Origin of the sequence: Nocardia sp. NPDC060220 (assembly GCF_042727815.1) — a bacterium.
In the GTDB taxonomy this organism is placed as follows: Bacteria; Actinomycetota; Actinomycetes; order Mycobacteriales; family Mycobacteriaceae; genus Nocardia.
In genome coordinates, this window is sequence record NZ_JBHWZY010000569.1 from 1 (window position 1) to 4,565 (window position 4,565).

At 66.9% G+C, this 4,565-nt stretch carries 6 protein-coding genes and 1 pseudogene; all 7 read left to right on the top strand.

The features are described from left to right. On the top strand, nt 1-815 hold an 815-nt coding region (locus ACFWF3_RS25275; protein ID WP_379315722.1), incomplete at its 5' end, for an FAD-dependent oxidoreductase. 256 nt (nt 816-1,071) lie between these two features. Next, nucleotides 1,072-1,698, top strand: a complete 627-nt coding sequence (locus ACFWF3_RS25280) for a tetratricopeptide repeat protein (RefSeq protein ID WP_378989408.1) — start codon at nt 1,072-1,074, stop codon at nt 1,696-1,698. Between the two features lie 340 nt (nt 1,699-2,038). After that, nucleotides 2,039-2,386: a hypothetical protein gene (locus ACFWF3_RS25285; protein WP_378989409.1), complete on the top strand. Its 348-nt coding sequence runs from the start codon at nt 2,039-2,041 to the stop codon at nt 2,384-2,386. Further along, nucleotides 2,383-3,315, top strand: coding sequence for a hypothetical protein (locus ACFWF3_RS25290; RefSeq protein WP_379315725.1), 933 nt, complete (start codon nt 2,383-2,385; stop codon nt 3,313-3,315). Before ACFWF3_RS25285 ends, ACFWF3_RS25290 begins: the two co-directional genes overlap by 4 nt. Beyond that, nucleotides 3,312-3,788 (top strand): roadblock/LC7 domain-containing protein, encoded by a 477-nt coding sequence (locus tag ACFWF3_RS25295; RefSeq protein WP_378989411.1) that lies wholly within the window; start codon nt 3,312-3,314, stop codon nt 3,786-3,788. The genes ACFWF3_RS25290 and ACFWF3_RS25295 overlap by 4 nt, the downstream gene beginning before the upstream one ends. 10 nt (nt 3,789-3,798) lie before the next feature. Then, complete coding sequence (locus tag ACFWF3_RS25300) at nt 3,799-4,170, top strand: hypothetical protein (RefSeq protein ID WP_378653460.1); 372 nt, start codon at nt 3,799-3,801, stop codon at nt 4,168-4,170. Between the two features lie 208 nt (nt 4,171-4,378). Further along, nucleotides 4,379-4,565 (top strand): annotated as a pseudogene (locus tag ACFWF3_RS25305) (cutinase); the annotation flags it as partial.

Genomic DNA, 4,565 nt, shown 5'->3' on the forward strand with positions numbered 1-4,565 from the left:
GTGTCGACATCACCGCCGAGCAGCTGCGTGAGCGTTTCGACGCGATCGTGCTGGCCGGTGGCGCCACCATCGCCCGCGATCTGCCGATCCCGGGCCGCGAGCTCGACGGCATCCACCAGGCGATGGAGTTCCTGCCGCTGTCCAACCGGGTGCAGCTCGGTGACGACATCGCCGACTCCGACGGCCTGCCGCCGATCCACGCCAAGGGCAAGAAGGTCATCATCATCGGCGGTGGCGACACCGGCGCCGACTGCCTGGGCACCTCGCACCGTCACGGCGCCGAGTCGGTGCACCAGTTCGAGATCATGCCGCGTCCTCCCGAGGAGCGCGCGGGCTCGACCCCGTGGCCGACCTACCCGCTGATGTACCGGGTCGCCTCGGCGCACGAAGAGGGCGGCGAGCGTCTGTTCTCGGTGAACACCGAGCGTTTCGTCGGCGCGGACGGCAAGGTCACCGGTCTCGATGCGCACGAGGTCAAGATGGTCAACGGCCGTTTCGAAAAGGTCGAGGGCACCGACTTCACCCTCGAAGCCGACCTGGTCCTGCTGGCCATGGGCTTCGTCGGTCCCCAGAAGCCGGGCCTGCTCACCGATCTCGGTGTCGGCTACGACGGTCGCGGCAATGTCCAGCGCGACAAGAGCTGGGCTACCAACATCCCCGGCGTCTTCGTGGCCGGTGACATGGGCCGTGGCCAGTCGCTGATCGTCTGGGCCATCGCCGAGGGCCGCGCCGCCGCGTCGGCCGTCGACAAGTTCCTCGAGGGCGAGACCGCGCTGCCTGCGCCGATCCCCCCGACGGCTGTCGCCCAGCGCTAGCCGCGCAACCAGCAAGGCGCCCGCAGGCTTTCGAGCCCGCGGGCGTCTTTTTTTGTCATTCCCCCCACACGCGGCAGGTGTCCCGCCGAATCCGGACGCCTTGCCGGATACCTGCGGGTTTGCGGGGAATGTGCGTAGGGGGGTGAACGGGGAAGGGGTGCAAGGGGTTCGGTAGGCGAGCGAACGACGTGGCTGATCTTCCCTGCAGCACATAGACTTTCCGTGTCGAGGTGTACGGGAGATCCGAGGGGGAGCTGTGCCGTTGCCGCCGGAAGCGTTGGCGAACCTTCGCCGCGCCGCAGAGCGTGGTGACGGTACCGCCATGCACAATCTCGCCCACTTCTACCACGACCACAGCGATTTCGAAGCCGCCGAGTACTGGTTCCGGCGCGCCGCAGCTGCGGGGCACACGCGCTCGATGAACAACCTGGCCGTGTTGCTCGACCAGTTCGGTGAACTCGACGAGGCCGAGTCCTGGTACCGCCGTGCGGCTGTCGCGGGCAATGCCAACGCCATGTTCAATCTGGCCACCATGCTCTACCAGTGCGGTGACCGCCGGGACGCCGAAACCTGGTACCACCACGCCGCGATGGCGGGCCATGTCGACGCCATGTTCAATCTCGCGCGACTCCTCCAGGATCAGGACCGCCTCGACGACGCCGAAGCCTGGTTCGGCGAGGCCGCCGACCACGGCGACATCGACGCCGTGAACAACCTCGGCATCCTGCTGCGCCACCGCGGCGCCATCACCGAGGCCCGCCGCTGCTTCCGTCGCGCGGCCGATCTCGGCCACCCGCGGGCCATGGCCAACCTCGCCGCCCTGCTGGAATCCCAAGGCGCCCACCGCGAAGCGGAAACCTGGTACCGCCGCGCCGCCGGCTGATCGCACACTCCGAGCACATCGGTGGGGGACCGCTGTGCGTCGGGTTCGGCGAGGTCTGCGAAGACGCAATTATCGATGTTTACGCGATGATCGCTGGCGACTGGAACAGGCGAGTGATCACCGGTTATAGCTGCTCGCAGCGAATGGCCGCCGAAGTTACTCAAAAGTATTGATACCGAGCGGTTTTCCAGCAACCATCAGCAAACATATTGTGCGGCAGCAATTTTCCGGCGTTCAAGATGCGAGGAATAGCGGAGGGGTATAACGTCTCGTCTCGATCAATAGTCGATGACGGTTCGGGGGCTCGGTGAATTCTCTTGATGGGTGTCTGAAACGCATCATGGATATTCCCGGGGCGCGCAGTGTGACGCTGGTGGACGGGGCGAGCGGGTTGGCCGTCGCCGGTGCCGGCGAGCGCCGAGGCGTCGACGAGCACGAGGACGCGGCGGGGACCACCGATGTGATGCGGGCCGCGCTCGCGTGTCCGGCCCTGGGGAGCTCCGACGACGACCTCACCGAGATCGTGGTGTGCCGGACCAGGGGATTTCACCTCCTCCACCTGGTCGACGGCGATTTCGACGGCAGGTTGTTCATGCATGTCGTCTTCGACGGCGACACCGGCAATCTCGGGATGGCCCGCTATCAGCTCAGGTCGGCACTGCAAGAATTGACGGGCGGGGATCGATGAGTGTCGCGCTCGCCGATGAATTGCATCGGCTCGGCGAAGAAGGCTCGACCGGAGTATTGCGCGCAGGCGACGGCGAATTCCACTTGGTGCGCGGCACTATCGCCTCGGTCGGCTGCGGGCGGACCATCGGACTCGACAGATTGGTTGTCGAAGCGGGCGTAGCAACGGCGGAGGATTGGCGTCGCGCCGGTGCGGGCGACCCGGGTCCGCTGCTGGACCAGCCACAACTGGAAACCCTGGCGCTGCTGTCGGTGTTCGACGCCGCCTATTTTTTGCTGGCCTCCGCGGGTGAGCCGGAATTCCGTCCGACAACCGAACACTGGCTGGCGCCGGTCTGCCACATCGCGCCCCGCGCGCTTGTTCACGAATGCGAACGCCGCACCGACAACGAGTACGGCCCGTGGACCGCCGACCTCGTCACCCTGGTTCCGGTGGTCCCGGCCCGCCGGATCAAGCGGAACCAGGTGGTACTCACCGGAAGTCAGGCAGAGGTTCTCGCCGCCGCCGACACCCGCCGCAGCATCGCCGACATCGCCCGCGATCTGGGCCGCACCACCTATGGCTGCCTCGTCGCGGTCCGCGACCTGACCACAGCGGGCCTGATCGAAGCGCCGGAACCCGTCGCGACCGAACAACCACCGCGCGGGCGCCACCTCGCCCTCGCACCGGACCCGGCCGACCACCGGAGCTCGACTCGGTCGACAACATCCGTGCCCACGCTGCCCCGACGCATTCCGGGCAGCGCGGGACCGACCCGCCCCCAGCAGGAGACGGGTGCACGACAGGGCAGGCACGCGATCGACGAGGAAGCGACCGCGACCGCCCGACACCGCGGAAAACCGGCCGGCGCAGCGGAACCCGAACGCTGGCAGCAGGTCGACCGCGAAACACTCATCCGGCTCAGGGCGGCGTTGGAGGAGCTTGCGTGACCGTGCGGAAGAAGCTGCTCGGTGATTGGAGGGGAAGGTTGACCAAGGTGGCGATGACCACACCCGAACCCAGGGCGCCTGAACACACAGCGCCCCAGAACTACCCGGCTGTGCAGGCCGAACTGCAGTCGTTGCGCGAACGGCTACCTCAGCTCACCGGGTCGCTGGTGGCCTCCAGCGACGGGCTGCTCATCGAACACGACCTCCCCGCCCATCTCGAACCCGCGGGCCTGGCCGCGCTGTCAGCCGCGCAGTTGTCGCTGTCGTACCGGCTGGCGAACACGGCGCACGGCGGCGGGTTCAGCGAGGTCGTCGTGCACGGCACCGAGGGGCAGGTGGTGATCTACGCCGCCGGGCGCACCTCGCTGACCGTGCTCGCCGGACCCGAAGTGAATGTCGGTCGACTCCATCTGGAGTCGCGACCGGTAGCTCGCGCGATCGCCGGCCATCTGGCGGCGGCGCACAACGATTGAAAGGCACACGATGTCGAATATGGATCTGGCTCTGAAGGACATGATGGTGATCGAGGGCGCGATCGGCGCCGCGATCGTCGACTACAGCAGTGGCATGGCCCTCGGAATGCTCAGCAGCACCAAGTCGCTCGACCTGCAGGTCGCCGCGGCGGGCAACACCGAGGTGGTGCGGGCGAAGATGCGCACCATCGAGCAGCTCGGCCTCAACGAGGAGATCGAGGACATCCTCATCACCCTGGGCACGCAATACCACCTGATCCGCCCGATGACGGGGCGCAAGTCCAAAGGGCTGTTCCTCTACCTCGCCCTCGATCGCGGCCGGGCCAATCTGGCGCTGGCGCGGCACAAGCTCAAGGGCATCGAAGAAGACCTGGAGGTGTGAGTTTCGCGAACGGGGGGCGTGTCGGCGGTGACGTGCCGCCGACATTCCGTCATCGGCGGGGTGAACCCTGCGCGATCAGTCGGTGCGACCCATCACAAGATCGAGAGGTTGTGTGGCATGGGATGGCTCGTACGCCTATTGTGATTCGCGGCGAGGTCTGGGGCCACAACGTCAGTAATCGGGGTTGCTCTCACATCGACGAGCAAGGGTGAACTGGAGCGGTATGCAGTTGAAGAAGGTTGTCGCGGCTCTGGGAGCGTCCGCGGCGATGATGTCCGGAATTGTTGTCGGCAGCACGAGCGCGAGCGCGGCGCCCGCCTGCCCGAGTCTTTATGTCGTCGCCATTCCCGGCACCTGGGAAACCGGCCACGAGAAGGCCCCCGGCCCCGGCATGC

Excerpts from the sequence above, each read along its gene's own strand:
- ACFWF3_RS25300 (WP_378653460.1), top strand. The coding sequence starts at position 3,799 with ATGTCGAATATGGATCTGGCTCTGAAGGACATGATGGTGATCGAGGGC.
- ACFWF3_RS25285 (WP_378989409.1), top strand. The coding sequence starts at position 2,039 with ATGGATATTCCCGGGGCGCGCAGTGTGACGCTGGTGGACGGGGCGAGC.
- ACFWF3_RS25290 (WP_379315725.1), top strand. The coding sequence starts at position 2,383 with ATGAGTGTCGCGCTCGCCGATGAATTGCATCGGCTCGGCGAAGAAGGC.